Raw genomic sequence first — 25,212 nt, 5'->3', positions numbered from 1 at the left:
AGCACCCCGCCGGCGGACAGCGCGTCGGGGTAGCGGCAGCGCACCGCCGCGGCGATCTCCTGCTGCGGCACGTCGGGGGGCAGGAGCAGCAGGTGCATGGCGGCCAGCTCCGCGGCCGTCGGCCCACCGCTGCGCCGCAGCCTCGCCAGGACACCCATGTCAGCTCCTCGTCGCCGTCTCTGTGCGGTGGTGGCAGCTCTCGGGGACCGGGCCCCGCGATCAGACCTCGGTGCGGTGGAAGGACAGGTGCGACCGGCTGGCCGTCGGCCCGCGCTGCCCCTGGTAGCGGGAGGAGTACCCCGGGCTGCCGTAGGGATGCTCCACCGGGCTGGTGAGGCGGAAGAAGCAGAGCTGGCCCACCTTCATGCCCGGCCACAGCTTGATGGGCAGCGTCGCGACGTTGGACAGCTCCAGCGTCACGTGCCCGGAGAAGCCGGCGTCGATGAAGCCGGCCGTGGAGTGGGTGAGCAGCCCGAGGCGGCCCAGGCTGCTCTTGCCCTCCAGGCGCGCGGAGATGTCGTCGGGCAGGGTGACCGCCTCGAACGTGGAGGCCAGCACGAACTCGCCCGGGTGCAGCACGAAGGCCTCGTCGGGCTCGACCCCCACGAGGCGGGTCAGGTCCGGCTGCTCCTCGGCGGGGTCGATGACGGCGTACTTGTGGTTGTCGAAGAGGCGGAACCAGCGGTCCAGGCGCACGTCGACGCTGGAGGGCTGCACCATCGAGGGGTCGAGCGGGTCGAGCACGACGCGCCCGGCCGCCAGCTCGGCCCTGATGTCGCGGTCGGAGAGCAGCACACGATCACGGTACCGGCCCGGGTGCGGCGGGGGGTGGCCCCGCGGGTGGGTCGGCGGGTGGGTCAGCGCCCCCAGGGGTCGCCCGCGCGCCGGACGGGCGCCCGGTCCCGCAGCAGCCGCTCCAGCAGCCCCACGACCTCCGCGGCGGTGTCGTGGGCGGCGAACCGCGCGGCGAGGCCGGTGGCGGCGCGGCGGTACGACGGCTCGGCGAGCACCCGGTCCACGGCCGCACCCACCGCCCGCGCCGGGGGGCGGCCGGTGCGCAGGTCGATGCCGGCACCGCTGCGGGCGACCATCGCGGCGACGAGGGGCTTGTCGAGGTCGGCGCCGGCGACGACGAGGGGGATGCCGTGGCGCAGCGCCGCGACGACGCCGCCCCAGCCGCCGTTGGTGACGACGACGTCGGTGCGCGGCAGCAGCCGGCCGTAGGGCACGCGCGCGGCCACGACGGCGTTCGGGGGCGGGTCGAAGGGCAGCGCGTCGCGGCCGATCACGCCGGTGACGGCGGCGACCGTGACGTCCCGGCCGCCGAGGGCCTCCAGCGCCGGGCGCAGCAGCTGCTGCGGGTCCGTGCCGAAGGTGCCCTGCGTGACGTGCACGACGGGGCGGGGCGCCTCCAGCGCCCGCGCCCAGCCCGGCGGCAGGTCCTCGTCCGCGCCGCCGGGCGGGAACGAGCCCACGAAGTGCACGTGCGCGGGCAGGTCGGAGCGGGGCGCCTCCAGCTCCGCGATCCCGAGGGCGAGGACGAGGTGGGGCGAGATCCACTGCTGCTCCAGGGTCACCGCGCCCGGCTCCAGGCCGACGGCGGCCCGGGTCTCGCGCAGCGCCGTCCGCAGCGGGCGGCTCAGGGCCGCGAAGGCGCCGCGCAGCGCGGTGTCGCGGGCGCGGCCGAGCGGTCCCCGGGCCGGGGCCAGGGGCAGGCCGGGCGGCGGCAGGTCGCGGCTGGGCACGGTCAGCGGCCCCGTGGACACCGACGCCCACGGCACGCCGAGCCGCTCGGAGACCAGCGCCCCACCGGTGCTGAAGCCGTCGGCGACGAGCAGGTCCCAGGGGCGCCGCTGCCACGCCGCGAGCAGGTCGTGCACCTGCCCGGCGCCGGTGCGGACGAAGACGTGCTCCAGGTTGGTGAGCACCCCCAGCGGTCCGCCCCGACCCGTCTGCGGGAACACCGCCCGCAGGTCGCGCTCGTCGAAGTCGGGCGCCCGCTGCCAGGGCACGTGCTCGGCCCCCGCGGCGCGGACCCGGTCGGCGAAGTGCGAGCCGACGTGGACGCGCACCCGGTGGCCGGCCGCCGCGAGCGCCTCGGCGACGTGCAGCAGGGGGACGACGTGCCCGGTGAAGGGCATCGCCGCGATCATCACGTCGGCCACGGCGTCCTCCGGTCGGAGGGTCGGCGCCCGGACGGGCGGGGAGGGGCTTGAGCACCCCACGGGCTCGGCTACAGTAGGTGCGCACGTCCCCGGAGGGCGTCGTGCGGGTGTAGTTCAATGGTAGAACTTCAGCTTCCCAAGCTGATAGCGCGGGTTCGATTCCCGTCACCCGCTCAGGAACGAAGGCCCAGGTCAGCGGCACGATCGCTGAGCCTGGGCCTTTCGCGTCGGCGGGGCCGCAGGGGCCCGGCGCCGCCGCGTCAGCGGACGACGACGACCGGGCAGTGCGCGTGGGCCACCAGGTGCTGGCTGACCGAACCCAGCAGCATCCCCGCGAAGCCGCCGTGACCGCGGGACCCGACCACCAGGAGGTCCGCCTCCCCGGAGCGCTCGATCAGCACCGCGGCCGGGTTGCCCTCCTCCACCGACGTCCGCACGTCCACCGCCGGCGTCCGGGGCGCGAGCGCACCGGTGAACCGGTCGAGGAGGTCCAGCGCCTCCTGCCGCGGCTGGTCGCCGTAGCCCTCGGGGGGGACCGCCCCGTACGGCGGGGTCATGGGCAGCGCCGGAGGGTGCCAGGCGGCCACCGCGGTGAGCGAGGCGCCGTGGTGCGCGGCCTCGTCGTAGGCCCACCGCAGCGCCGCGCGGCTGCTGTCGGACCCGTCCACCCCGACGACGATGTGCTTGATCTCGGACATGGCGCTCCTACCCTTCGGCGGTGCGGGGCACGGCGGTTCCACCCCGGCCGGCCAGGCGGGCCCGGTCGGCGGCCTCGTCCAGGGTGTGCCCGGTCAGGGCCGAGGTCTGGATGACGAGCACGTCGCAGTTGGCCTTCTGCACGATCTCGCCGGGGACGGAGCCGAGCGCCTCGCCCTCCCGCGCGCCGAGGCCGCGGTTGCCCACGACGATCAGGCTGGCGGGGTTCTGGCCCGCCACCCGCAGCAGCGCTTCGGCGGGTGCGCCGGCGACGGCGACCTGTTCGACGTCGCGGACCCGGCTGGAGGTGATCTCCTGCACCGACCTGCGCAGGGCCGCCCTCGCCGCGTCCTCGCCGTGCAGCAGGGTGCGGCCGTCCTCCTGCTGCTGTTGCCGGGCGCCGCCGTCGGGGTCGAACGCGCTGACCACGACGATCCTGGCCTCGGCGGCCGCGGCGACCTCGTGCGCCCTCGCGACGGCGTACAGGGCGGAGGGTGAGCCGTCGGAGCCGACGACGACGCGGTCGTAGACCGTGATCTCGCGGTGCGCGCCGAGCGGCATGACCGACGACTCCTCGTCGACCTTGGGCGGGTTGACCCACAGGATGGCGACGGCGGCGCAACCGAGCAGCACGCCGGCGAGCAGGATCGCGCTGGTCCCGTGGCTGCCGAGCAGGTTCTCGAAGATCCAGCCGAAGGTGAGCGTCTGGAGCAGCATCGGGACCACGATCATCATGTTCAGGATCCCCATGTACACGCCGGTGCGTTCCCGGGGGACCATGCTGGCCACCATCAGGTACGGGACGCCGACCATGCTGGCCCAGCAGATGCCGAGGCCGATCATGGCGACGAGCGTCAGCCCCTGGGTGTCGATCGTCGACAGCCAGGCCAGGGAGAGGGCGGCCAGCGCCAGGGTGCCGGCGTGCACCTTCTTGCCGCCGAATCGGCGGCACAGCGGCAGCAGGAACATGGCGGAGATCATCGTGACGAAGTTGTAGCCGCCGTTCATCAGGCCGCTCCAGCCGGCCGCCTCCTCGTACAGGGGGGTGTCCGGGGTCGTGTTCCACACCGATTCGGCGACGCTGACGCTCACGAACTGCCAGTAGATGAACATGGCGTACCACTGGAACAAGAACGCCAGGCCGATCTTGTGCATGCCGATCGGCATCACCTTCACGGCCTCGGCGATCTCGGCGATGGTGGCGACGGGCCCCTTGGACTGCGATTTGATGTGCGTCAGTTCCTCGGGGGTCGGTTCGACCTCCTTGGTCCTCACCATGGCGAGACCGACCGTGACCAGGGCGCAGACGACCCCGAGCCAGAAACAGACGAAGACCCAGTAGGGCACGTTGGCGCCGGTGGCCCCCGTCACCAGTTTCTGCATCACGTACAGCGACACGTTCGCCAGCACCGCCCCGGCGCCGGTGAACATGCTCTGGATCAGGAATCCCTTGGGGATCTGCAGCTTGCGCAACCGGTCGGAGATGAGCGCCCGGTACGGCTCCATCGCGGAGTTGTTGCCGGCATCCACCAGCCAGAGGCAGAGCACGGCCATCCACAGGGCGGAGACGAGCGGGAAGAGGAACAGGATGAGGACCATGAGCAGGCTGCCGCCGAGGACGTACGGCTTCCGCTTCCCCCACCTCGGGCTCCACGTCTTGTCGCTCATGGCCCCGATGAACGGCTGGATCAGCAGGCCGGTGATCGGACCGGCGATGTTGAGGATCGGCAGGCTGTGCGCATCCGCCCCCAGCAGCAGGAACAGCGGGTTCACCGCGGTCTGGGTGAGCCCGAAGCTGAACTGCACGCCGAAGAACCCGAGGTTCATCCAGGCGATGTTTCCGGTCGTCATCAACGGCCGGCGCCTGTCCTCCGCGTCGATCCCGGCGACTTCCACGTTGGTTGCCATCGAGATCGCTCCTTTGCGATGACACGGACGGCCACGCCTGTCGCTCCTGGCGCGCGCCCGGGGCTGCCTGCTCGACGTCGCGACCTGCGTCCGGCACCGTTGCCGACCGTCGGCGGATCTGCGACCGACCGACGTCGCCTCGTCGGGAGTCTTCTCGTCCCGCTTCCGACTTGTCAACAGCTGGGAGAAGCGGACGTCTCTGCCGGAGAGCGTTTCACGTGTGGTGCGGGGTGGTTTCGAGCGGCGGGAGCGCACCGCTCGGAAACGCCGCGGCCCGTCACCGGGTGAAACGTGTGCGGCGACCGGGTGACGCGGCCGCGGCGCGGCCCGGACGCGCCCGGGCCGCGCCGATGCTGGTCCGGAGCACCGCCCCACCCTCGGCGCGGCGGTGGTGGGCACCGGGACGACGTGGAGGTACGCGGTGAGTTCGGGCACCGAGCCCAGGAGCCGGGTCGGCGACATCCCCCGCTCGCCCACCGGCCGGGTTCCGCAGTGGGTGATGGACGAGGCCACCGGCCGCGCGAGCACCCCTCCCCCCTGGCGGGGCCCGACCGGCCCGGCTCCGGCCCGGCGCGGCAGCCGGTGGCGGGGCGCGGGGCTCGCGGCCGCGGTCGTCGCCGTCCTGGGGGTCAGCGCGTGGGCCCAGTTCAGCGGCGCCCTGCAGGGCACCTCCCTGGTGTACGCCGGCCGGTCCGCGGACGTCCCGACCCCCGGTCAGGAGTCCGAGGACGCCCCGCTGGGCCAGCCGGCCCCCCTGGTGCAGCACAGCGACGCCTGGCGCCCGATGCGCACCCAGGCGGACGGCACCACGCCGGTCCGCTGGGACCCCTGCCGGCCGATCCACTACGTGACCCGGACCGCCGGGGCCCCCGCCGGTGGGCAGGAACTCCTGCAGGAGGCCCTGCAGCGCGTCAGCGAGGCCACCGGGCTGCGCTTCGTCGACGACGGCAGCACCGACGAGGGTCCCTCCCCGCAGCGCGCGTCGTTCCAGCCCGACCGCTACGGCGACCGGTGGGCGCCGGTGCTCATCACCTGGGTGAGCGCCGACGAGGTGCCCGACATCGCCGCCAGCGTCGTCGGTCAGGCGGGTCCGGCGGGGGTCACCACGCCGGAGGGGGAGGACGTGTACGTCTCCGGCACCGTGGAGCTCGACGCGGGCGAGGTGACCCAGGCGCTCGCCCACCCCGGCGGCGACGCGTTCGTCCGGCTGGTGCTCGAGCACGAGCTGGCCCACCTCGTCGGCCTCGCCCACGTCAACGACCCCACCGAGCTGATGTACCCCGTGGCGGGCGCGCAGGGCGGCTTCGGCCCCGGCGACCTCACCGGGCTCGCCGCCCTCGGCACCGGTGGGTGCATCCCCGAGGTCTGACGCGGCACGGCCGCCGGTGAGGCCCCACCGGCACCGGGTCGGCCGCTCAGGGCAGCGGGTCGGCCGTCCCGCTCACGGTGACCCCGCCCGTCGCGGGGACGTCGGCGACCAGCACGCTCGGCCGCCCGACGTGCCGCCCCTGGTGCACGACGACGCGGGCCGGGGCCTCGACCGCCCCGATCTCGCGCAGGTACGCCGCCAGCGCCGCGGCCGCCGCTCCCGTGGCGGGGTCCTCGGTGATGTCGCCGACCGGGAAGAGGTTGCGGGCCTCGACGACGGTGGCGCCGGGCACCGACGGATCGGCTCCCCGCGCGTGGACGACGGTGACGGTGCCCGCCCACCCCTGCTCGTCCATCAGGGCGCGCACCGCACCCGGCTCGAACGTGAACCCGTCGAAGACGGCCTGGTCGCGGAGCGCGAGGACCGGGTGCCAGTTCCCCGCGAACGCCTCCCGCAGCGGCCAGCGCTCGTCGAGGTCGCCGCGCCCGACGCCCAGCAGTTCCAGCAGGCGCGCGGCCGCCGCGGCGTCGAGGTCGCGCACCGCGGGTTCCACGCTGGTGAACGACGCCACCACGCGTCCCCGCCCACCGACCGCGGTGTCGATCACGACGGGGCCGACGGCGGTGTCCACGACGAAGGCGCCCGCGCCACGACGTTGCGCCAGCACGACGGCCGTCGCGATGGTCGCGTGCCCGCAGAACGGCACCTCACCCGCGGGCGAGAAGTACCGGACCCGGACGCGGCGCCCGTCACCGCCGACCGCCGGGTCGACGACGAACGCGGTCTCGGAGTAGCCCACCTCCGCCGCCAGCTCCTGCATCCGCGCCGCGGACAGGCTTCTCGCGTCGAGCACGACGCCCGCGGGGTTCCCCCCGTGCGGCTCCGCCGCGAACGACGACAGGCGCAACACCTCGACCGCACCTGCACCGGCGTCCTGGCCGGCGGGGCCGGGCACGGTGGTCGCGGGCGCGTCGGCGGTGGTCCTCAAGTCGTCCACCGCGCCATCGTGTCCCGCCGGTGCGGTGCGGTGAAGGGCCATCCGGTCGCCTTTGGCCTGCTACTACCCGGCCGGCCGGCGCCCACCGGTAGGCGCGGACGTTCCCGCTGGGGCACCTGGGTCAGCAGCCGGTCGAGCGGGTCGACGGCTCACAGGTGGTACCGGCTCAGGGCCTCCACGAGCGCCTCCGCCCGTGAGACCGACGCCCTCGCGACGGCGTCGGTGCAATAGCCGCCGTACTGGATGGCCGTCTCGTCCGCCAGCAGCCGCTGCAGCTTCGTCGCGAGCTCGTCCGCGCCGTGCACCCGCTTGAGCAGCGCGGTCGCCGTGCGGTGGTCCTGCTCGCTGGAGCACTCACCGAGGGCGCTGCCGCAGATCGCGTCCGTAGCCGCGATGCCGGAGAGCACGGCGTTCGACGCCGCGACCTGCGCCATCTCCGACGGGCCGGGCTCGGCGGTCGCGACGTCCAGGCGCTCGCGGGCGACGACGAGGTGCTCCCGCGCGGTGGCGGCCCGCTGCCTGCAGTCGGTGCTGCTCATGGGCCGCGTCCTGAAGGCCTTGGGCACGGGTCAGCTCCCCTCGGGGACGGGCAGCAGGTCGGGTCCGTGGACGGTGCGCGCATCGACGCGCCAGGACCGCACCAGCGCGTCGTCGCGGGAAACCATCTCGTCCCGCTGGCCGGTGGTCAGGAGGAGGGTGTTGACCGGGTTGCCCGTGAAGAGGGTGATGCGTTCCGACAGGTGCTCGCTCAACGCTTCCCCCGACTCGGCGGGGACACCGTCCGGGATGACCAGCACGAGGTCCACGTCGCTCTCCGCGTCGGCCGTCCCGCGGGCCGTCGACCCGAACAGGGCGCACGTCACGCGCTCACCCCACCCCACGTCCGGGGCCTCGTGAGCGGTGACGTCGTGGATCAGCCGACCGATCTCGGCGTCCAGCCGAGCCCGGAAGCCGTTCGCGAAGTCGACGGCGGCCTGGATCGCCGGCCAGGCCGCGTGGTCGCGGTTGGCCCGGTACTCGTACTGCCTGCCGACCCGGTCCTGGAGGACGGTGCCGACGTCGACGAGCCGCTGCAGGGCCACGCGGACCCCGGGTCCGCTGCCCCGCGCTGCGAGGCGGGCGATCGTCGACGCGGTCATGGGTCGTGTCGTGCCGGCGAGGACGCGCAGGACCTGACCTTCGAGGGTGGGGATCACCGCGCTCACGGGGTCGCTCAGATCCACGCCGCCACCTGCACTCTTAAAAAGTAGCAGGTCTTCTACAATTTAAGAGGATCCGGCCGGTGCGGGCGGGGCGCCGGAGCGGTGCGGGGCAGGCCGACGACGGCGGCGAGGGCGGCCAGCGCCATCAGCACCGCGGCGACGGCGTAGCTGCCGCCGACGGCGGCGGCCAGTTCCGGGGCCAGGGCGGCGCGGGCGGCGGGGTCGAGGGCGAGCATCCCGGCCAGCCCGCCCTCGCCGGCGGCGGCGAGGGCGGGGACGCGGGCCGAGACGAGCACGGTGAGGGTGGTCGCGACGACGGCGACCCCGATCGCGCTGGCGCCCTGCTGCAGCAGCGACAGGAGGGTGGTGCCGCGGGGCGTGTCGGCGCCCTCCAGGTCCCGCACGGCGACGGTCATCGTGGGCATCAGGGTGGCCCCCGACCCGATCCCGAGCACCACGGCCGCCGCGACGACGAGCGGGTACCCCGCGTCGGCGGTGGTGGTGGCCAGCAGCGCGAGGGAGCCGAGCAGGCCGAGGGTGACGCCCGTCAGCACGATCCGCCGCGGCGGGACCCGGTCGACGAGGCGGGTGGCGACCTGCAGCGTCAGCCCCACGGCGAGGGCCATCGGGATGGTGAGGGTCCCGGCGAGCAGCGCCGGGTCGCCGCGGACGCCCTGCACGAAGACCGGCAGGACCGCCAACGACCCGAAGTACGCCGCCCCGAAACACACCAGCACGACCAGCCCCGCGGCGAGCGGCCGGTGGCGCAGCAGCCGCAGGTCGACCAGCGGGGCCGGGACGCGCAGGGCGCGGACGGCGGACGCGGCCACGAGCAGCACCCCGGCGCCGAGCGCGGTTCCCGCGGTCCAGGTCAGCGAGCCGGTCTCGCCGATCCGGCTGCAGCCCAGCACGACGAGGACGGCACCACCGGACAGCAGGCCGAGGCCGGGCCAGTCGACCGGGGCCCGGTCGGTGGGGGGCTGGGCCGGCAGCAGCCGGGCGCACAGCAGCACGGCGGCGACGCCGATGGGGGCGTTGACGAGGAACACCCACCGCCAGGAGGCGTCGTCGACGAGCCAGCCCGCCAGGGGCGGGCCGAGCACGGGGCCGATCACCACGGGCAGGCCGAGCAGGCTCATCAGCCGACCGCGGGCCTCGCGGGGCACCGCGCGCAGGCCGATGGCCGATCCGACCGGGTTCAGCAGCCCACCGCCGAGGCCCTGCAGGACCCGGAACGCGGTCAGGGACGCCGCGTCCCAGGCCAGGCCGGCCAGGACGGAGGCGAGCGTGAACACGGCCAGCGCGGTGACGTAGACGCGGCGGGCGCCGTACCGGTTCGCCGCCCAGCCGGCGAGCGGGATGACCGCGACGACACCGAGCAGGTAGGCGGTGGTGACCCACTGCACGGCGGGCAGCGTGGAGTCCAGGTCGGCGACGATCGCGGGCACCGCGACGAGGGCGACGGTGGTGTCGATCGTCACCATCAGCCCGCCGAGGGCGAGCACCAGTCCGATGACGCGTGCGCGGGGGTCCATGACGTGCCTGCCGTCGCGGTCAGCGGTGGTAGGGGCGGTCGCGGCGGGCCTCGCGCAGCACCCCGGCCCACCACGCCAGTTCCCCGAGGGCCTGGTCGAGGGCCTCGTCGACCCCCGGCGGGGGCGTGAAGGCGCCGGCGTCGAGGTCGTTCCACGGCGCGCGCAGCCCGACGCAGCGGCGGGTGGTGACGACGTGCAGTTCGGCGAGGACCCCGCGCAGGTGCTCGGTGGCCGCCAGCCCGCCCTGGACGCCGTAGGACAGCACGGTCGCGGGCTTGAACATCCACTCGCGGTAGTGCCAGTCGATGGCCCGCTTCAGGCCGGCCGGATAGCTGTGGTTGTACTCGGGGGTGACGAACAGGTAGCCGTCGGCGCGTTCGACGCGGTCGGCGATCGGTGAGCGGGGACCTCCACCGGGTTGCAGCAGCGCGTCGTCCGGCAGCGGCGAGTCGGCCAGGTCGATCAGGTCGATCCCGGCGCCGGTGCTCATGGCGCGCCCGGCGGCCCAGTCCGCGAGCACGCGGCCGAGGCGTTCGGCGCGGACGCTCCCGACGATGACCGCGATCCGCAGCGGCTCGGAGGCCGGGGCGCCGGCGACGGCGGTGGAGGCGGCGGGGACGGGAACGGTGGTGGTGGTCGGGGTGGTCATGACGACCACGCTGGGCGTTCGACATATGTTGAGGTCAAGGCGTTGAAGTCAGAATGCCGGGGCGCGCATGCTGGTCGCCGTGAGCGTCGACGCGCAGGTTCCGCCCGGGTTCACCCTCACCGTCGGCGACGTCGCCGCGATCGCCGGCGTCGCCCCCTCGGCGGTGCGGTTCTACGAGCAGCACGGCCTGATCACCGCCCACCGCACCGCGGGCGACCAGCGGCGCTTCGACGACGTCGCCGCGTGCCGGATCAAGGTCGCCAAGGTCGCCCAGCGCGTCGGGCTGACCGTCCGGGAGATCACCGACGTCTTCGCCGACCTGCCCGCGGACCCCGCACCCGAGGACTGGGCCCGCCTCGCCGACGTCCTCGTCGCCGAGGCGGAGGCCCGCACCGCGGCGCTGCGCAGCTACCTCGACGAGATCCGCTCGGCCGGCCGGCTGTGCGAGGTGGACGGCCGGCTCGGCGGGAACCCGGGCCGCTGACCGGGTGCCCGGGACCCCGGCCGGAACCCCGACCGGGGTCGGCGGCACGTCCGCCCGCCGTCACACCACCGCGCGGCGCCCGCCCGCGGGGATCGTGGGCAGCAGCAACCGGCTGGGGCGCCGGACGTCGTGGAAGACGGTCTGCCCGGCCACCACGAAGTCCGCCGCCGTCGCCGTCACGGGATCGACCATCCGCTGGGGGTTGCGGTCGAAACGCGGGTGGTTGGAGCTGGCGACCTGCAGGCGGATGCGGTGCCCTGCCCGGAAGACGTGGCTGGTGCTGCCCAGGACGACCTCGAAGCGCTCCGGGCGCCCCGGCTGCAGGGGCAGCGGTGCGCCCCCCCGGCGGTACCGGGCGCGCAGCAGGCCGTCGACGATGCCGGTGGACGTGCCGTCCGGGGCGACGTCGGTCAACCGCGCCGCCCAGTCGCAGTCGGTGGCCGTGGACGCCGCCCACAGCTCCAGGACCACCCGACCCGTGACCTCGAGGTCCTGGTCGAGGGGTTCGCCGGTGTACACCAGCACGTCGGGGCGGGCCTCGACCCGGTCCTGCGCCCGCTGGCCGGAGTTTCGGGCCACCAGCAGACCGGGCAGGAACGTGGCACCACCGGCGGTGGGGACGGGGTCGCGCGGGTCGGAGACGTAGCGGTCGGCGGCTTCCTCGCCCCCCGGCGCGCCGGGGGTGAGCCCGCCGCCCCCGCGCAGGTGCAGGGCCGCCTGCCGGGTGCCGGGCACCGGCCAGTCGGCCGCCTCCCGCCAGGTGTCGGAGCCGGTGGCGAAGTAGCGCACCCGCGGCATGTCCGGCGGGCGGCCCTCCAGCACCGCCCGGAAGAACTCCAGCTGCACGCCGGTGAGGTCCAGGGCCGCCGAGGCCGCCCCGTACCCCAGCCAGCGCTCCCCCTGCCAGTCGCTGGTGTTGCCGTGCGACCAGGGACCCAGCACGAGGTGCTGCCCCTCCGCCGCGGCACCGGCGCGCAGCGCCTGGTAGGCGGCCAGCGACCCCTCGCAGAAGATGTCGGCGGTGCCGGCGATGTGCAGGGCGGGCACGGCGATCCGCGCGGCGCGCTGCGCGGGGTCGAACGACGCCCACCAGTCGTCCCCCGGCGGGTGGCGCAGCCAGTCGCCGAGGTAGGGGGCCAGCCGCTCCAGGCGCGGGGTGAGCACCGGCAGGCGCGACATGGCGGCCAGCGGATCCACCCGCAGCTCGGCCAGCAGGGCCGCGGCGTCGGCGCGGTCCGCGGCCGGGAGGCGCTCCACGTCCGGGGGCGCCAGCGACTCGAGGACCCACAGCAGCACGAAACCCAGCTGCAGCGCACCCCCCTGGTAGGTCCACGGCTCGCGCAGGCCCAGGCTGGTCAGCTGCGGCGCCAGGGCGTGCAGCCCCTCGGGGGCCGCGCTCGCCGCCAGGAGCTGGGTGGCGCCGATGTATGACGCGCCGTACATCGCGACCCGCCCGTCGCTCCAGGGCTGCCGCCGGATCCAGGCGATGGTGTCGGCCCCGTCGCCGGCCTCGTGGCGGAACGGGTCGAACGCACCCGCGGAGCGGTAGCGGCCCCGGGTGTCCTGCACGACCACCGCGAAACCGGCCTCCAGCGCGCGCAGGACCTCCATGCCGATGACGTGCTGGGACATGAAGGAGGAGGACTTGTCGTAGGGCGTCCGCTGCAGCAGCACCGGCCACCCGCCCCGCGGGGGCCGGCCCCCCGGCAGCCAGACGTCGGTGGCCAGCGCGGTCCCGTCGCCCGCGGGGACGGGGACGTCCCGCAGCACCTGGACGGGGTTCGTCGTCGGGGCCGGCCCGCAGTTCGCGGCCTGGCCCAGCGGTTCGGTGCTCATGCGCTGCGGAACACCTTCTGCCGCAGCCGGTCGAACGCGACGGCGATGATCAGCAGGCTGCCGGTGGCGACCTGCTGCCAGGCGGAGTCGACGTTCATCAGGGTCAGGCCGTTGCTGAGCACCCCGACGATGAGCAGGCCGATGACGGTGCCGAGCATGCCACCGACACCACCGCTGAGGCTGACGCCGCCGAGGATCACGGCGGTCACGGCGGCCAGTTCCAGGCCCGTGCCGGTCGTGCCGGACGTGGAGCCCAGCTGCGAGGTGGACAGCAGGCCGGCGACCGCGATGCACGCCCCGGAGATCGTGAACGCCGCGAAGAGCTTCCGGCTGACGCGGATGCCGACCAGGCGGGCGGCGACGGGGTTGGCGCCGATCGCGTACATCGAGCGGCCGAAGACGGTGAAGCGCAGCAGGGCGGCGACCAGGACCGCGACGACCAGGAAGACCAGGGCCGGGACGGGGACGTCGAGGAACGGGCGCTGGATGGCGAAGTCGAACCCCTGGACGGGGATGTTCTGCCCACCGCCGATGACGAGGGTCAGACCGCGGAAGACCGCCAGGGTGCCCAGGGTGGTGATGAGGGCGTTGATCCCGACCACCGTGACGAGGAAACCGTTGAGCAGGCCGATGCCGATGCCGGTGGCCACCGCCAGCACGACGGCCAGCGGCAGGCCGACCGCGGGCGCGGCCAGCACCAGCACCAGGCCGACGAAGGCGACCCCGGAGCCGACGGACAGGTCGAACTGGCCGGCGATGAGCAGCACGGTGGCACCGGCCGCCAGCACGCCCGTGATGGCCAGGGCGGTGAGGATGTTGACCCAGTTCGCCCAGTTGAGGAAGAACGGTGACCGCACCGAGAAGAACACGACCTCCGCCGCCAGGAAGACGAGCAGCGCCGCGCTGGTCGGGATGGACACCTGCCTGCGCGCCCGGGCCGGCGCGGGGGCCGGCGCCGGGGGTGCGGCCGCGGTGGGGATGGACGTCTCAGGCATGGACAGCACCTCCGGCTGCGCGGGTGAGGGTTTGGGTGGTCACGCCGTCGCCGGCCACGCGGGCGACGACGCGGCCGCGGACCATGACGAGCGCGGTGTCGCAGACGGCGACCACGTCCTCGTAGTCGGAGCTGGCGACGACGACGGCGCTGCCGCCGTCGGCCAGGTCCCGCACGGCGCGGTAGATCTCGTGGCGCGCGCCGACGTCGACGCCGCGGGTCGGTTCGACGAGCACGAGGACCTTCGACCCGGCCTCCAGCCAGCGGCCGAGGAGGACCTTCTGCTGGTTGCCGCCCGACAGCGTCGCGATGCCCTGCTCGGGGTCGTTGCGGGAGCGGACCGCCAGCACGTCGTGCCAGCGGCGGTACGCGCGCGACTCCGGGCCGCGGGTGATGAGGCCGCCGCGGGACAACCGGCGCCACGTCGGCGCGACCAGGTTCTCGGCGACCGAGCGCGGACCGAGGAGCGCCTGCCCCTTGCGGTCCGGCGGCAGGTAGCCGATGCCGGCGGTGATGGCCTCGGCCGCGCTCCGCAGGCGCACCGGCCGCCCGTCGACCTCGATGCCGCCGGCGCGCAGGCGCCGTTCGCCGATGAGGGCCTCCGCGACCTCGGGGACACCGGAGCCGATCTTGCCGTAGAGCCCGAGCACCTCCCCGGCCCGCACCGGGAAGGAGACGTCGGTGAACGCGTCGGTGGTGGCGGCGGTGACCGACAGGCGCACGCCGCCGGGGGCGGCGCCGGCGCGGAAGCGCTCGGTGGCGACGGAGCGGCCGACCATCGCCTCCACGACCCGGGCGGTCGTCACCTCGGCGACGGGGGCGTCCAGGGAGACGACGCCGTCGCGCAGGACGCACACCTGGTCGGCGATGCGGAACACCTCGTCGAGGCGGTGCGTGATGTACAGGACGGTCACGCCCCTGGCGCGCAGCCCCTCGATGACGGCGAACAGGCGCCGGGCCTCGGCGTCGGACAGCGCGGCGGTGGGCTCGTCGAAGACGACGCAGCGGCTCTCGCCCACCAGGGCCCGCGCGATCTCGACGATCTGCCGCTCCCCCAGGCGCAGCGAGCCGACGGTGCGCCCGGGGTCGATGTCGCTGCGCAGCAGGTCGAGCACCTCCCGCGCGCGCTGGTGCAGCGCCCGCCGGGAGACGATGCCCGCCCGGTGCGGCCAGTCGCCCAGGCTGACGTTCTCCGCGACGCTCAGCGTCGGGGCGTCGGCGATCTCCTGGGAGATGAGGCGGATCCCGAGGCCGCGCGCGGCGGCGACGTCCCTGACGGCGACGGGGGCGCCGTCGAGGACGATCTGCCCGGCGTCGGGCTGGTGGTCGCCGGCGAGGACGCGGACGAAGGTGGACTTGCCGGCGCCGTTCTCGCCGAGGAGGGCGACCACCTTCCCCGGGGGCAGGTCGAGGTCGATCCCGTGCAGGACCTCGACGGGCCCGAAGGACTTGCGCAGGCCCCGGACGCTGATGGTCATGGTCCGGCCTCAGCAGGCGAAGTCGGGGTAGTGCTGCTCGACGTTGTCCCTGGTCACCCACTCGTGCGGCACGAGCAGCTGGGCCGGCACCTGCTCGCCCTTGACGGCGCGGATCAGGTTGGGGACCAGCAGCTCGCCGTAGCGCTCCGGGAAGTACGCGGTGCTGCCCACGTAGTGCGGGGCGTCGTAGATGGTGCAGTTGGCCGGGTCGAAGTTCTGCACGCCCAGGTAGAGGCTGTCGGTGCGGTTCTGCGACCGCGCCGCGGCCAGCGCGGCGACGATCACGTCCTCGTTGATGCCGACGGTGATGACCTTCTCGGCGCCCGGCAGCGCGGTGAGGGTGTCGGTCATCTGCCGCTGCGCCGCGTCGGCCTGGCCACCCGCGCCGGTGTCGATCGTGCGCAGGTCGTGGATGGGCCCGCACACGCTCTCGAAACCGGAGCGGATGCCCCCCATGCGCTGCTCGTTGACCTCACCGACCGCCGTGGACTCCAGCGAGACGAACGCGTCGTACTCGCAGCCCTCCTCGTCGCGGAAGTACTCACCGAGGTGGAAACCCAGCACCTCGCCGGCGTAGGTGTTGGCGGCGCCCACGAAGGCGGTCTGGCAGGGCTGCTGCTCGATGTCGACGGCCATGACCGGGACCTGCGGCCCGGCGTCGCAGATGCTCGCCGCGGCGTTCGCGTCGGCCTGGAAGGTGATGAGCCCGTCCACCTGCTGGGTCGCGAACTGCCTCGCGCAGTCCAGCGCCCTGGAGGCGTCGAGCTTGGAGTCGCAGGTGACGAGCTCCACCCCGGCGATCTCCGCCTGCTCCTCCACGCTCCGCTGCACCGCCTGCGGGAAGGGGGCCGACAGGGCCAGCTGCGTGAAACCGATGGTGAGCCCCGCGCCGCTGCCGGGCTGGGCCGGTTCGAACGCCGCCACCCCCGGCGGCGGCGTGGGCGGCTGGGCGTCGGCGTTGCCGGCACCGGCGGTGGCGGCCGCCGCCCCGGTCCCGGTGGCCGGCTGCGAACAGGCGGCCAGCGAGGCGGTCACCGCGAGGGCGAGGAGCGCTCGCGCAGCACGCGACGTCGTGGGCATGGGGTCCTCCTGGGCCCGGCTGCTCTGCCGGCTCGAGGTGACCTCACCCGGGCGGCGGGCCTGCGGGCGAGGTACCGGCGACGTCGCCGGCGCGACCACGGTGGTGGATGCGCGCGGGCCGCGGCACCCGACACCCGTAGGGATCGTCCCGACGGGTGTCGGCCCCCGCCACCGGCACCGTCGCGCAGAATGGGCGCCGTGCGAGGCCCGACGGGAGTGCCGGCAGCCGGCGCGGGCGCGGCCGTGGCCACGGCCGGGCCCGGTCCGGTCGTCGGCCCGGCGCCGGCGCTGGACGCCGAGCTGGCCGCGGGGCTGGCCGTCCTGCAGGGCGGCCGGCACGTCACCGTCACCCCGGAGCTGATCCCCGCGCTGCGGCAGAGCCACCTGGCGCTGCGCGCCGCGGACGAGGAGGCCCTCCGCCGCGGCGGGGCGTACGCCGTCGAGGACCGCACCGTGCCCGGGCCGGCCGGGGAACCGGACGTCACCGTGCTCGTGTGCTCGCCCGCGGTCCTGCGGGCACCGGCACCGGCCGTCTACTACGTGCACGACGGCGGCATGATCGCCGGCGACCGGCGCTCGGGCATGACCGGCGTCCTGGACCTGGCCGAGCCGCACGGCATGGTCGTGGTCTCCGTGGAGCACCGCCTGGCGCCCGAGCACCCCGACCCGGCACCGGTGGAGGACTGCTACGCCGGGCTGGTCTGGACCGCCGACCACGCCGACGAGCTCGGCATCGACCCCGACCGCATCCTCCTCATGGGCGTCAGCGCCGGCGGCGGGCTGGCCGCGGGGGTCGCGCTGCTGGCGCGCGACCGGGGCGGCCCGCAGCCGTGGGCGCAGCTGCTGGGCTGCCCGATGCTCGACGACCGCAACGACACCGTCTCCAGCCTGCAGATGCGGGGCGTGGGGGTGTGGGACCACGGCTCCAACCACACCGGCTGGCAGGCGCTGCTGGGTGAGCGCCGCGGGGGACCGGACGTGTCGCCGTACGCGGCGCCCGCGCGGGCGACCGACCTGTCCGGGCTGCCACCGGCGTTCATCGACGTGGGGTCGGTGGAGACGTTCCGCGACGAGGCCGTGCAGTACGCCAGCCGGCTGTGGCAGGCCGGCGGCCAGGCCGAGCTGCACGTGTGGCCCGGCGGGTTCCACGCGTTCGACTCCACCATGCCGCAGGCGGCGCTGTCGCAGGCCATGACGCGGGCGCGGGCGGACTGGGTGCGGCGGCTGGTGACCGCGTGAGCACCCCGCCGCGCGGCGCCCCGGACGCCGTGCGCCGGTGACCGCGGGCGCTCAGGTCCCGGTGGTCCCGGCCCCCGGCGCCGTGCCGTTGCGGTGCAACCGCCGCAGCAGCAGGGCGACGTGCACGCGCACGCCGCCCGCGCCCTCGCGCAGCGGCCAGCCGAGCAGGCGTTCGAGGTGGCACGCCCGTTCGTGCACCGTGGAGTGGTGCACCCCGAGGGCGGCGGCCGCCGCCCGCAGGCTGGTGCTGGTGGCCAGGGCGTCCAGGGTCGCCAGCGCCCACGGTGCCGCCGCCGCCACCCGCTCGATCGCGAGCACGTCGGCGACGGGTTCCGGTCGGGCGTCGACGGCGTGCGCCAGGAGCAGCAGGCCGCCCAGGTCCTCGGCGCGGACCACCCTCGGCCCGGGGTCCGCAGGCGTGCCCTCGGCGGTGAAGCGCGCGGCGGTGCGGGCCACCACGACGGTGGAGGCCAGGTCGCGCGGCGGTACCGCGGGCCCCACGCCCGCGCGTCCCGGCCGGGCACCTGGCGCCGGGCGGCCTGTCCCGCCCGGTGCGTCGACGACCACGTCGAGCCACCCGTCCAGCCCGGCGACCACGCGGGCGCACGCGTCCGCGCGCAACCCGGTGCGCCGGGCGGCCCGCTCGCGGTCGGGCTCGGGTGCCGCGGGGTCCAGCAGCACCTCGAGCAGCTCCGCGTCCCGGTGGTGCCCCGGCCGGCTCCTGCCGCGGGTGCGTTCCAGGACCGTCCGGGCGGCCATCGCCGCCCGCTCCAGGACGACGGCCTCCACCGGTCCCGCGGGTGGGGCGTGCTCGAGGCAGACCGTGATGCCGGGGTCGACCGTCAGCCGGCACCACGCGGGATCCGCCGCGGCGGGCGCTTCGGTGCGCGTGCCGTCGGGCCGGACGCGCACGCGCAGGTCCCGCTCGCGGTCGAGGAGCACCGCAGGGTGCCCGGAGAGGATGGCCGCGCCGCGCACCACGCTCTCCAGACCTGCGCGCCGCTCGAGCAGCTGGTCGAAGTAGGTGACCACCCGCAGCGCCGCCCCGGCATCGGGGTCCAGCGCCTCCAGCTTGCCGACCAGCTCCCTCACCTCGGCCGCCTCCCGGGGCCGCGGCACGGTCGGGCCCGGAGCGCGGCTGCTGACATCGGCGCGTGGACGGGCACCATCGGCTGCTCCTGGGGTGGGCCGACGGGTGTGGCCCCGTCGGACGGGTCCTTCTGCTGGCGCGACCACCATGATGCAGGGCGACCGACCGGCCCGGCGGGGACCCGGGCCGGCGGCCGGGTGCCCGGGACCCCTCCGGTGGGGCAGGCTGACCGGGTGGAGCGCCGCATCATCGACGTCACCGTGCCGCTCGTGCCCGGCGCGGTGCCCCTCTACCCCGGCGACGCCGAGCTCGTCGTCGAGCGGCACCAGACCCTGGACGGCGACGGGGTCAACGTCTCCCGGCTGTCGTGCTCGGCGCACTGCGGCACCCACGTCGACGCCCCCGTGCACTTCGTCGAGGGCGGCGACGGCATCGAGGCCGTGCCGCTGGACGCGCTGGTCGGTCCCGCCGTGGTCGTCGACGCCACCGCCCCCGCGGGGCACCTGGACGCCGCGGCGGTGGGGGCGCTGGACGTCCCGGCGGGCACCGAGCGGGTGCTGCTGCTGACGCGCGGCTCGCGGCTGTGGGACGAGCCGGGGTTGCGCGAGGACTTCCCCGCGCTGACCCCCGACGGGGCGGCGGTGCTCGTCGGGCGCGGCGTGCGGCTCGTGGGCATCGACTACCTCTCGATCGCCCCCTACGACGACCCGGCCCCCACCCACGAGGTGCTGCTGCGGGCGGGGGTCGTCGTCGTGGAGGCGCTCGACCTGCGGGGGGTCGCGCCGGGCCGGTACGGGTTCACGTGCCTGCCGCTGCTGGTCCCCGGCGCGGACGGCGCCCCGGCGCGGGCGTTCCTGGTGCCGGCCTGACCACCCGCCGGGACCCGGCGGGTGGTCGGGGCCGGGTCAGGGCAGCCGGAACGTCGCGACGAGCCCGTTGAGCTCGGCGGCCGTGCGGGAGACCTGCTCGGCGGTGGTGGCGGTGTGCCCGGCGCTCGCCGTGGTCTGGTCCGCGGAGGCCGCGATGGCGTCGATGTTGGCGGCGATCTGCGCCGACCCGCCGGACACCTGCTCCACGTTGCGGACCATCTCGGCGGTGGTGGCCGACTGTTCCTCCACCGCCGCCGCGATCGTGCCCTGCAGCCCGTCGATGCGGGAGATGACGTCGCTGATGCCCTCGATGGCCGTCGCGGCGGCCGCGGCGTCGGTGCGGGTGGCCTCCACCCGGCGGGTGATGTCCTCGGTGGCGCGGGCGGTCTGCTGCGCCAGCTCCTTCACCTCACCGGCCACGACGGCGAAGCCCTTGCCCATCTCCCCGGCGCGGGCCGCCTCGATGGTCGCGTTCAGCGCCAGCAGGTTCGTCTGCTCGGCGATGGAGGTGATCAGGGCCACCACGTCGCCGATCTCGCGGGAGGAGGCCGCCAGCCGCTGCACGGTCTGCCCGGCGGAGGAGGCCGCGGCGACCGCGTCGCGGGCGGTGCTGGACGCCTGCGCGGTGGAGCTGGAGATCTCCCGGATCGCGGCGCTCATCTGCTCGCCGGCGGCGGCGACGGTGCCGATGTTCGCGGAGATCTCCTGGGTGGCCCCGGAGACCGAGCGCGACTGGGTGGCCGACTCCGCCGCCCCGGCCGACAGCTGCGCGGCCACCGCGGTGAGCTCCTCCGAGGAGGAGGCCAGCACGCCCGCGGAGGCGCTGATCCCGCGCACGGTGCTCGCGAGCTGGTCCACGGTCGCGTCGAGCGCGGCGCCGAGGCGGCCCACCTCGTCGCGGGAGGGCAGGTCGACGCGCTGGTCGAGGCGGCCGTGCGCGAGGCCCTCCACGACGGCCAGGGCGCGCGCCAGCGGCCGGGTGACGGAACGGGCGACGCTGACGGCGACGGCAGCGGCCACCAGCAGCGCGACGGCGCCGAGCACGAGGAACAGCACGACGGACTGGCGGTAGCTGTCCGCGCCCTCGTCGGCGATGCGCGCGGCGGCGGCCGACTCGGCGGCGCCCATGTCGTCGAGGAGGGCGAAGATCTCGTTGGCGGCGGGGTTGAGGGTGCTGGTGCGGATGGCGATGAAGCCGGCGATGTCGTCGGCCTTCGCGCGCTCCACGCCGGCGACGCGGTTCTCCCGGTACTCGGCCAGCATGTCCTCGAAGGCGCCGTGCTGCTCGGCGGTGGCGGCGGGGTGGGTCCGCAGGTAGGCCGCCCACGCCTCGTCGAGGGCGGTGTCGTCCGCCGCCAGGGCCTGCTCGGCGGCCGCCAGGGCCGCCGCGTCCGGGACGAGGGCGATGTTCGTCAGGTCGAGGCGGATCTGCACGAACGCGCTGCGGGTGGCGCCGATGGCCTCCACCGACGCCAGGCCGGAGTCCGACATGGACCGCAGGTCGTCCTGCGCACCGCCGAGGCGGTTCAGCCCCACCCCGATGACGAGGACGAGGAGCGCGGAGACGACACCGAAACCGGCGAACAGCTTGGTGGCGACGGACGCGTCGCGGAGACGGGACATCGGCTTCCTCTGCATCTGCGAACCGCGCGGCTGCAGCTCGACCTCCCCACCACATCGGCAACCGCCCACCGCACCTGAGCGGACCCCTCGGGGACCCGCGCGGCGGGCCGCCCGCGCGACGCGCCGCCACGGCCCTGCACCGGTCGGGTGAACGCGCCCCCCGCGGTGGGCACCGGCGGTGAAGCCGCGCCCGCCCGCAGCCGACACCACCTCCGTGCCCGGCGACCCCTCCCCCCGCGGTGGCCGCCGGCGTCCCGGGCGGCCACCGCTGCTGGCGCGCCTGCTGCCGGCGGCGCTGCTGCGGCCGCTGGCCACCGACGAGGCCCGCGCCCGGTTCTGGGTGCGCCACCTGCGGATGGGCGTGGCCCTGTCCTGCCTCACCGCCCTCGTCGTCGCCGGCTACGCGCTGGCGAGCCCCGAGCGCCCGCACCGCACCGCGCTGCTCGTCGTCGCGGTCGTCGTGGCCGCCGTCTCCCCGCTGCTGCTGCGGCTGCCCATGCAGCGCATGGCGCTGGACCACCGCGGCCGGCCGTTCTTCTACGGCTGGACGCTGGGCGTCATCACGGTGCTCGCGGTGATGGCCGTCGTCGACAGCGGCCCGGACGGCAGCGGCAGCCTGGTCCGCCTGACGTTCGTGCTCGCCCTCATCTACGCCACGGTGGCCTACCCGCCGCTGGGGATCGTGGTGCTCGGCTCCGTCGTCGTGGCCGCCGACCTGCTCACCGGGCTGCTCGCGTCCGGCTCCACCCCGGGCCTGTGGGTGTCCTCGGCCGTGCTGGCGACCTGCACCTGGATGGCCTGGTGGGCGGCCCGCAACCAGCACGACCTCGACGCCGAGCGGAGCCGGACCGCGCGCCGGCTGGCGGACCTGGCGAACACCGATCCCCTCACCGGCTGCCTCAACCGGCGCGCCTTCTGGGAGCGGCTGGACGGGGCGCTGCCGGAACCGGCGGGCCGGGTGCTGCACGTGGTGGACCTCGACGGTTTCAAGCAGGTCAACGACACCGCCGGGCACGCCACCGGCGACGAGCTGCTCGTGGCGGTGGCCGCGGCCCTGGGCCGCGCCGTGGGGGAGGACGGCGTCGTGGCCCGCCTCGGTGGCGACGAGTTCGCGCTGCTGTCCGCCGGCGGGGACGGCGAGGCGCTCGCGGCGCGGGTGCGCGCGGAGGTGGCCGCCGCGAGCGCGGAGCGGGGGGTGACGGCCAGCGTCGGCTGGAGCGCCCTGCGCGCCGACGACACCGAGGCCGGCGCCCTGCGGCGCGCCGACCGGGCGATGTACGCCGAGAAGGCGCGCCACCGCGCCGGCCGGCGCGACCGCCGGACCGACCGGACCTGACGGAACGGCGGCGGGAGCGGCGGCGGGAACGGCCTCACCCCGCGCCGAGCAGGCGGGAGCGGATGAGGAAGCGCACCCCGTCGGGCGCCTCCAGCGAGAACCCCGCCCCGCGGCCGGGCACCACGTCGATCGTCAGGTGGGTGTGGGACCAGCGCTCGTGCTGCTCCCGCGACATCCACACCGGCACGGTGGACGGCTCGGCGAACCCCTCCCCCGCCGGCACCCACAGGTCGCCGAGGTGGACGTCGGCGTCGGAGACGAGGAACTCCCCGTCGGGGTAGCACATCGGCGAGCTGCCGTCGCAGCAGCCGCCGGACTGGTGGAACATCAGCGGCCCGTGCCGGGCCCGCAGGCGGCGCAGCACCGCCGCCGCCTGCGGGGTCAGCGCGACCCGCTCCTGCGCCTGTTCCTGCGGTCCCTCGCGCGTCACGTCCGGGCCGCCGGTCAGAAGAAACCGAGCTCGTCCGGGGAGTAGCTCACCAGCAGGTTCTTCGTCTGCTGGTAGTGCTCCAGCATCATCCGGTGGTTCTCCCGCCCGATCCCGGAGCTCTTGTACCCGCCGAACGCCGCGTGCGCCGGGTAGGAGTGGTAGTTGTTCGTCCACACCCGGCCCGCCTGGATGCCGCGGCCCATCCGGTACGCGAGGTTGATGTCGCGCGACCACACGCCGGCGCCGAGGCCGTACAGCGTGTCGTTGGCGATCTTGAGGGCGTCGTCGGGGTCGTCGAAGCGGGTCACGGACACCACGGGCCCGAAGATCTCCTCCTGGAAGATCCGCATGTGGTTGGAGCCCTCGAAGATCGTCGGCGTCACGTAGTACCCGCCCGACAGCTCCCCGCCGAGGTCGGCGCGCTCGCCGCCGGTGACGAGCCGGGCGCCCTCCTGCCTGCCGATGTCGATGTAGGACAGGATCTTCTCGAGCTGGTCGTTGCTGGCCTGCGCGCCGATCATCGTCGCGGTGTCCAGCGGGTTGCCCTGCTTCACCGCCTGCGTGCGGGCGGTGGCGTCGGCCAGGAACCCCTCGTAGATGGAGGACTGCACGAGCGCGCGCGAGGGGCAGGTGCACACCTCCCCCTGGTTCAGCGCGAACATCGTGAACCCCTCCAGCGCCTTGTCGTAGAACGCGTCGCGCTGCGCGGCCACGTCGGCGAAGAAGATGTTCGGGCTCTTGCCGCCCAGCTCCAGCGTCACCGGGATGAGGTTCTGGCTGGCGTACTGCATGATCAGCCGCCCCGTCGTCGTCTCCCCCGTGAAGGCGATCTTCCGGATCCGGTTCGACGAGGCGAGCGGCTTGCCGGCCTCGACGCCGAACCCGTTGACGACGTTGACGACGCCCGGGGGCAGCAGGTCCCCGATGAGGTCCATCAGCAGCATGATCGACGCGGGGGTCTGCTCGGCCGGCTTGATGACCACGGCGTTGCCCGCCGCCAGCGCCGGGGCCAGCTTCCACGTCGCCATCAGCAGCGGGAAGTTCCACGGGATGATCTGCCCCACCACGCCCAGCGGCTCGTGGAAGTGGTACGCGACGGTGTCCTCGTCGATCTCGGAGATGCCGCCCTCCTGGGCGCGCACCGCCCCGGCGAAGTAGCGCAGGTGGTCCACGACGAGCGGCAGGTCCGCCGCCAGGGTCTCCCGGACCGGCTTGCCGTTGTCCCACGTCTCCGCGACGGCCAGCAGCTCCAGGTTCTGCTCGACGCGGTCGGCGATGCGGTTGAGCACCTGCGCCCGCTCGGCCACCGACGTGCGGCCCCACGCCGGGGCGGCGGCGTGCGCGGCGTCGAGGGCGCGCTCGACGTCGGCGGCGGTGCCGCGGGCCACCTCGCAGAAGGGCTCACCCGTCACGGGCGTCGGGTTCTCGAAGTACTGCCCGGACGCCGGGGCCACCCGCTCCCCGCCGATCCAGTGGTCGTACCGGTCCGCGTAGCGGGCGGGGCTGCCCTCCCGGCCCGGGGCCTCGTACACCGTCATGGGAAACCTCCGTGCACTCGGTCGGCGCACGTCCTCGTGGCGCCGTGGCCGGCACGGTAGGGGCGCGGGGGTTGCACGGACGTTGCACGCCCGGCGACCGCAGCCGCGGCTCACCGGGCCAGGCGGTGCACCCCCGCCAGCACCTCGCCGCGGGCGGGGGCCCCCGGCGGCAGCCGCCGCGCCAGCTCCTCCCAGACCGCCAGGTCGTCGCGGCCCCCGCCGCGGGCCCAGCCCAGCAGCAGCGCGGGGTCGTCGGCGGCCAGCGCGGCGGTGCGCAGCCCCAGCAGCAGCTCCTCGCGCAGCGCCACCACCCCGGGGGCGAGGGAGCGCGGCAGCACCGGGCCCCGGTGCAGCGCCAGGGCGGCAGCGAGCCGGCCCGCCCGCAGCTCCTGCCGCACCGCCAGCGCGTCGACCTCGGCGGCGCCGGTGAGCCGGTACGGGCGGGCGGCGACGGACAGCCGCCCACCGGTGCCCCGGTGCAGCGCGGCCCGCAACCGGGTCAGCTCCGCGCGAACGGTGACGGGCGCGAGGTCCTCCTCGGCCAGGGCCAGGGCCAGCTCCGCCGCCGACCGCCCCTCCGGGTGGGCGGCCAGCAGCAGGAGCAGCTCGCTGTGCCGCAGGCCCAGCTCCTCCCCACCGGCACCCGCGGCACCGGCGGGGTGCAGCCGCGCACCGGGGCGGCCGAGCACCTCCA

The 25,212-nt window shown here is 75.4% G+C and carries 22 protein-coding genes, 1 tRNA gene and 1 pseudogene; 6 read left to right on the top strand and 18 right to left on the bottom strand.

What is annotated here, in order from left to right:
• Positions 1-219: 219 nt before the first annotated feature.
• Positions 220-795, bottom strand: coding sequence for a dCTP deaminase (gene dcd / locus ABEB16_RS06265; RefSeq protein ID WP_345711400.1), 576 nt, complete (start codon positions 793-795; stop codon positions 220-222).
• Between the two features lie 62 nt (positions 796-857).
• Entirely contained in the window at positions 858-2,165 is a 1,308-nt protein-coding gene (locus ABEB16_RS06260; RefSeq protein WP_345711399.1) for a glycosyltransferase, read from the bottom strand.
• A gap of 103 nt (positions 2,166-2,268) precedes the next feature.
• Here ABEB16_RS06260 and ABEB16_RS06255 point away from each other — a divergent pair.
• Positions 2,269-2,339, top strand: a tRNA-Gly gene (locus ABEB16_RS06255).
• Positions 2,340-2,425: 86 nt separating this feature from the next.
• Here ABEB16_RS06255 and ABEB16_RS06250 read toward each other — a convergent pair.
• Positions 2,426-2,863 carry a universal stress protein gene (locus ABEB16_RS06250; protein WP_345711398.1) on the bottom strand — a complete coding sequence of 146 codons (438 nt, stop codon included), beginning with the start codon at positions 2,861-2,863 and terminating at the stop codon, positions 2,426-2,428.
• A 7-nt stretch (positions 2,864-2,870) separates the two neighbouring features.
• Positions 2,871-4,769 carry an MFS transporter gene (locus ABEB16_RS06245; protein ID WP_345711397.1) on the bottom strand — a complete coding sequence of 633 codons (1,899 nt, stop codon included), beginning with the start codon at positions 4,767-4,769 and terminating at the stop codon, positions 2,871-2,873.
• A 421-nt stretch (positions 4,770-5,190) separates the two neighbouring features.
• On the opposite strand from ABEB16_RS06245, the gene ABEB16_RS06240 reads away from it, so the two are divergent.
• Complete coding sequence (locus tag ABEB16_RS06240) at positions 5,191-6,138, top strand: matrixin family metalloprotease (protein ID WP_345711396.1); 948 nt, start codon at positions 5,191-5,193, stop codon at positions 6,136-6,138.
• 46 nt (positions 6,139-6,184) lie between these two features.
• Here the strand turns inward: ABEB16_RS06240 and ABEB16_RS06235 are convergent, their stop codons facing one another.
• From ABEB16_RS06235 to ABEB16_RS06215, 5 genes are all read right to left on the bottom strand, one after another.
• Entirely contained in the window at positions 6,185-7,135 is a 951-nt protein-coding gene (locus tag ABEB16_RS06235) for a PhzF family phenazine biosynthesis protein (protein ID WP_345711395.1), read from the bottom strand.
• A 149-nt stretch (positions 7,136-7,284) separates the two neighbouring features.
• Complete coding sequence (locus ABEB16_RS06230; RefSeq protein ID WP_345711394.1) at positions 7,285-7,674, bottom strand: hypothetical protein; 390 nt, start codon at positions 7,672-7,674, stop codon at positions 7,285-7,287.
• A 30-nt stretch (positions 7,675-7,704) separates the two neighbouring features.
• The gene (locus ABEB16_RS06225) at positions 7,705-8,358 is read right to left on the bottom strand and encodes a nucleotidyltransferase domain-containing protein (RefSeq protein ID WP_345711393.1); all 654 of its coding nucleotides are present in this window, start codon (positions 8,356-8,358) and stop codon (positions 7,705-7,707) included.
• 35 nt (positions 8,359-8,393) lie between these two features.
• Positions 8,394-9,872 (bottom strand): DHA2 family efflux MFS transporter permease subunit, encoded by a 1,479-nt coding sequence (locus ABEB16_RS06220; RefSeq protein WP_345711392.1) that lies wholly within the window; start codon positions 9,870-9,872, stop codon positions 8,394-8,396.
• Positions 9,873-9,891: 19 nt separating this feature from the next.
• Positions 9,892-10,521, bottom strand: coding sequence for an NADPH-dependent FMN reductase (locus ABEB16_RS06215; RefSeq protein ID WP_345711391.1), 630 nt, complete (start codon positions 10,519-10,521; stop codon positions 9,892-9,894).
• A 67-nt stretch (positions 10,522-10,588) separates the two neighbouring features.
• Between ABEB16_RS06215 and ABEB16_RS06210 the strand changes: the two genes are divergently transcribed.
• Positions 10,589-11,005, top strand: coding sequence for a MerR family DNA-binding transcriptional regulator (locus ABEB16_RS06210; RefSeq protein WP_345711390.1), 417 nt, complete (start codon positions 10,589-10,591; stop codon positions 11,003-11,005).
• 60 nt (positions 11,006-11,065) lie between these two features.
• Here ABEB16_RS06210 and ABEB16_RS06205 read toward each other — a convergent pair whose 3' ends face one another.
• The 4 genes from ABEB16_RS06205 to ABEB16_RS06190 are packed head-to-tail and all read right to left on the bottom strand — an operon-like array spanning position 11,066 to position 16,393.
• Positions 11,066-12,841, bottom strand: coding sequence for a CocE/NonD family hydrolase (locus ABEB16_RS06205; RefSeq protein ID WP_345711389.1), 1,776 nt, complete (start codon positions 12,839-12,841; stop codon positions 11,066-11,068).
• Entirely contained in the window at positions 12,838-13,836 is a 999-nt protein-coding gene (locus ABEB16_RS06200; protein WP_345711388.1) for an ABC transporter permease, read from the bottom strand. Before ABEB16_RS06200 ends, ABEB16_RS06205 begins: the two co-directional genes overlap by 4 nt.
• The gene (locus ABEB16_RS06195) at positions 13,829-15,313 is read right to left on the bottom strand and encodes a sugar ABC transporter ATP-binding protein (protein ID WP_345711387.1); all 1,485 of its coding nucleotides are present in this window, start codon (positions 15,311-15,313) and stop codon (positions 13,829-13,831) included. The genes ABEB16_RS06200 and ABEB16_RS06195 overlap by 8 nt, the downstream gene beginning before the upstream one ends.
• A 9-nt stretch (positions 15,314-15,322) precedes the next feature.
• Positions 15,323-16,393, bottom strand: a complete 1,071-nt coding sequence (locus ABEB16_RS06190) for a sugar ABC transporter substrate-binding protein (protein WP_345711386.1) — start codon at positions 16,391-16,393, stop codon at positions 15,323-15,325.
• Between the two features lie 198 nt (positions 16,394-16,591).
• Here ABEB16_RS06190 and ABEB16_RS06185 point away from each other — a divergent pair, with 198 nt between their 5' ends.
• Positions 16,592-17,632 (top strand): alpha/beta hydrolase, encoded by a 1,041-nt coding sequence (locus ABEB16_RS06185; protein WP_345711385.1) that lies wholly within the window; start codon positions 16,592-16,594, stop codon positions 17,630-17,632.
• 51 nt (positions 17,633-17,683) lie between these two features.
• Here ABEB16_RS06185 and ABEB16_RS06180 read toward each other — a convergent pair whose 3' ends face one another.
• Complete coding sequence (locus ABEB16_RS06180; protein WP_345711384.1) at positions 17,684-18,724, bottom strand: helix-turn-helix domain-containing protein; 1,041 nt, start codon at positions 18,722-18,724, stop codon at positions 17,684-17,686.
• Positions 18,725-18,955: 231 nt separating this feature from the next.
• Here ABEB16_RS06180 and ABEB16_RS06175 point away from each other — a divergent pair, with 231 nt between their 5' ends.
• Positions 18,956-19,591 carry a cyclase family protein gene (locus ABEB16_RS06175; protein ID WP_345711383.1) on the top strand — a complete coding sequence of 212 codons (636 nt, stop codon included), beginning with the start codon at positions 18,956-18,958 and terminating at the stop codon, positions 19,589-19,591.
• Positions 19,592-19,627: 36 nt separating this feature from the next.
• On the opposite strand, the gene ABEB16_RS06170 is transcribed toward ABEB16_RS06175, so the two are convergent.
• Complete coding sequence (locus ABEB16_RS06170) at positions 19,628-21,214, bottom strand: methyl-accepting chemotaxis protein (RefSeq protein WP_345711382.1); 1,587 nt, start codon at positions 21,212-21,214, stop codon at positions 19,628-19,630.
• 214 nt (positions 21,215-21,428) lie between these two features.
• Here ABEB16_RS06170 and ABEB16_RS06165 point away from each other — a divergent pair, with 214 nt between their 5' ends.
• Complete coding sequence (locus ABEB16_RS06165) at positions 21,429-22,550, top strand: GGDEF domain-containing protein (RefSeq protein ID WP_345711381.1); 1,122 nt, start codon at positions 21,429-21,431, stop codon at positions 22,548-22,550.
• Positions 22,551-22,584: 34 nt separating this feature from the next.
• Here the strand turns inward: ABEB16_RS06165 and ABEB16_RS06160 are convergent, their stop codons facing one another.
• From ABEB16_RS06160 to ABEB16_RS06150, 3 genes and pseudogenes are all read right to left on the bottom strand, one after another.
• Positions 22,585-22,980: a DUF779 domain-containing protein gene (locus tag ABEB16_RS06160; protein ID WP_345711380.1), complete on the bottom strand. Its 396-nt coding sequence runs from the start codon at positions 22,978-22,980 to the stop codon at positions 22,585-22,587.
• A gap of 14 nt (positions 22,981-22,994) precedes the next feature.
• Positions 22,995-24,518, bottom strand: a complete 1,524-nt coding sequence (gene adh, locus ABEB16_RS06155) for an aldehyde dehydrogenase (protein ID WP_345711379.1) — start codon at positions 24,516-24,518, stop codon at positions 22,995-22,997.
• A 110-nt stretch (positions 24,519-24,628) separates the two neighbouring features.
• Positions 24,629-25,212, bottom strand: a pseudogene (locus ABEB16_RS06150) (hypothetical protein); the annotation flags it as partial.

The sequence above is a fragment of the Kineococcus glutinatus genome, from assembly GCF_039542765.1.
GTDB classification, from domain to species: domain Bacteria; phylum Actinomycetota; class Actinomycetes; order Actinomycetales; family Kineococcaceae; genus Kineococcus_A; species Kineococcus_A glutinatus.
Note: the sequence above shows the minus strand (reverse complement) of the source record. Positions and strands in the feature narration are given on the sequence as shown.